General features: G+C 29.6%; 3 protein-coding genes and 1 pseudogene. All 4 read right to left on the bottom strand.

All coding sequences use genetic code 11. The features are described from left to right. Positions 1-414: 414 nt before the first annotated feature. Complete coding sequence (locus tag ACXJH6_RS07790; RefSeq protein WP_456471192.1) at positions 415-1389, bottom strand: hypothetical protein; 975 nt, start codon at positions 1387-1389, stop codon at positions 415-417. Further along, on the bottom strand, positions 1386-1631 hold the full coding sequence (locus tag ACXJH6_RS07795) for a hypothetical protein (protein ID WP_456471193.1): 246 nt from the start codon (positions 1629-1631) through the stop codon (positions 1386-1388). Before ACXJH6_RS07795 ends, ACXJH6_RS07790 begins: the two co-directional genes overlap by 4 nt. After that, complete coding sequence (gene csm4 / locus ACXJH6_RS07800) at positions 1621-2469, bottom strand: type III-A CRISPR-associated RAMP protein Csm4 (RefSeq protein ID WP_456471194.1); 849 nt, start codon at positions 2467-2469, stop codon at positions 1621-1623. Before csm4 ends, ACXJH6_RS07795 begins: the two co-directional genes overlap by 11 nt. A gap of 24 nt (positions 2470-2493) precedes the next feature. After that, positions 2494-2685 (bottom strand): annotated as a pseudogene (locus tag ACXJH6_RS07805) (IS982-like element ISSude1 family transposase); the annotation flags it as partial.

Genomic DNA, 2685 nt, shown 5'->3' on the forward strand with positions numbered 1-2685 from the left:
TTATATATAGCAGGTAATATGCTTATCAAAAAAGGAGATGAATTATGAATATTTATATTTTTTGGGCTTTATTTGCAACAGGTGCTTTAGTATTTGCTTATTGGGTAACTCATAAGAAACACAAACCGCATCACGAAAATAAATAACCCCTCAGTTCATTTAACATACGACCCGTTGAGGAGAGGAGAGCCGTAAAGACTTGCGAATAACTTTACGTTAAAGATATGCGAATGAAATGAGCACCGGCAGACGTCTAAATAACTAATATACACCAACCAATATGGCATAAACACTACACTTTGTTTTTAAACAACCGAATATTGAATTAAATATACATGAAAAAAAATGAAAGTGTATCAATTTAAGTATCTGTTACTAATAATAACTATTAAAACAAAGAAGGTAATTCCTTCTTTAACCGACTATTTCACATAAAATCCATCCAAAAGGTAAATGTCTATTCTCCTCTAATTTATTTTTATAGCCAAATACCCAAGTTGTTGTCTCTTCTTTTAAAATTGCACTAATTGAAACTCTTTTTCTTTTTCTAACCAAATTTTCAAGTTTTTCAGGTTCAAAGTAAAACTGCTCAAACGTTCTCATTATCCTTTTTTCATTATCACTCAACTTTGAAAAGTCTATCATCAAATTCTTTAATTTATCACTCTCATAATCACTTTTTTTATACATCCTTCTAACTCTAATAGTTGCATCAAAATCAGCTTCTCCTCTTTTATTTTGAATTTCTGCAATTTTTACTAAAATCTTCCTTTTCTCTCCAATCGTAACAGCCCTTGCACCACTGTGTTTTCCAACTCTTAACAAAAATTGATTCTCTTTTAATTTTAAATTTTCATAAGTTGCTTTAAATTTATTGCCAAGCACTCTTTTAATTTCCTCGTCTTCAAACATACTTCTAAAAAGCGGCTCATAATGAGCATTACAAGCTTTTAGAATATCTTTCATTTCAATATGTTTATCAACATCTTTGTATCTTTTAAAATCAATATCTAAAATAAACTCGCTCCTCTCACTTGGAGTTGACATTATAACTTCAATTAATGTTTTTGGACCAATCATCTCTTCTTCAAATCTCTCTTTATTTAGCGAATAGCCTATCATCTCAAAAATTTTAACTCCCCTTGCATCTGAAATTAAAATCTCTTTATGATATTTACTGTCTTCATACCACTTATACATCTCCTCTAATGCCGTATTAATTGTTCCTTTTATACTGCTGCCCGGGATATAAAGTCTTTTTTTTGTAGGAGTCCTTACGGCTTTTTGAATCATAAACTGATTAAAAGTCTTTTGATTTGAACGGGATATTTGAGTAGGTTTTCCAAGGGCTTTTTTATAATGCTCTTTTAATCCGCTTGTAACTTTCACTTTGTATTTATATATCTCTCTTTTGCTATGTTTTTTCTCTGTACTATAAATTTCCAAAGCTCAACCACATTATTTTCAGATAACTTTAAAAATTCAACCTTATCGTTTTTAGGCAACTTCTTGTAAAAATCCTCTTCCTTAAAATAGTATAAATACTCTCCATCTATTATAAAATTCGTAGGTTCATACAATTCATTTGTACCGATATGAACAGGTGAAATAACTGTCGCTTTAATTTTCATTTTCAACTCCAATAGGAAAAGTTATCGCATATCCTTGATGAACTATTTTTGAATCGTTGCTAAATCCTCTTATAGCTTTACCGATATATTGTAACTTATCTTTTTTACTTAACTTTATTCCAGCCCCGATTTTTGCCATTAAAAGAGGATTTTTAAACGGATTAGGTAAATCCCCCCTTGTTTTTGGAAATTTAGTAACAACATCATAATAAACTTTCCCATCAATCTCACTCTTTACAAAGTCGCTAAGAGCCATATAATATTCACTCTCTTTTATATGAAACTCTTTAAAACCTACTATTTCAAATCTACCTTTTCCAAGATTTGCATCTTTTCCATAGCCAAGTTTTGAGAAGAGTTTAAAAGCTCTTTTTATTTTACTTATTACATCATCCCTTATCAGCATATAAATATCAACTTCTTTTAAATAAATTACACTATCAACCAAAAAAGGGGCAAACCCCTCACCCGTTGTAAAAGTTTTGTAATTGATACTGTTTTTAACTTCAAAAAGATTTTTTCTAAACTTCACCTCACTCTCTTTTTTAGCTTTGCTAAAATCACCTTTTAAAATATCGCTAATTTCAACCCAAATTTTTTTTCTATACTCTTTTTTCTTTCCATCTTCTAACTCTCCTAGCAAAGCCCTTGGAAAGGTTGGCTTAATTAGATGATTTTTTAAAAACCCGTCACTTACTATTAAAAACGGATTTTCATCATAATCTTTTAAAAGTTTTTTTAATTTATCCTCCCCATATAAATACACAACAGCCCAGCAAATACTCCCAAACAGATTATCGCCTTTAACAGGCGTTGCAAAAGGAGAAACAGGATTAATAGTATATTTATATAACCCAAATTGCTAGTTAAAAAGTAAATTTTGTTTATCTTTATTCAATTTCAAAAAACAGTCGAAACTATAAGTTAAAATAAAAAGCTTAAGTTTCGTTAAAAAACCACCAATAGAAGTTGCTTTAATAACTTTGCCAAATTTACCGGTAATAATAGAAAAAGCGGTTTCAATGCTTTTTCTTATTTTTCTTTTAATCAAATA

This window comes from Caminibacter sp., from assembly GCF_053999135.1.

Excerpts from the sequence above, each read along its gene's own strand:
- ACXJH6_RS07795 (WP_456471193.1), bottom strand. The coding sequence starts at position 1,631 with ATGAAAATTAAAGCGACAGTTATTTCACCTGTTCATATCGGTACAAAT.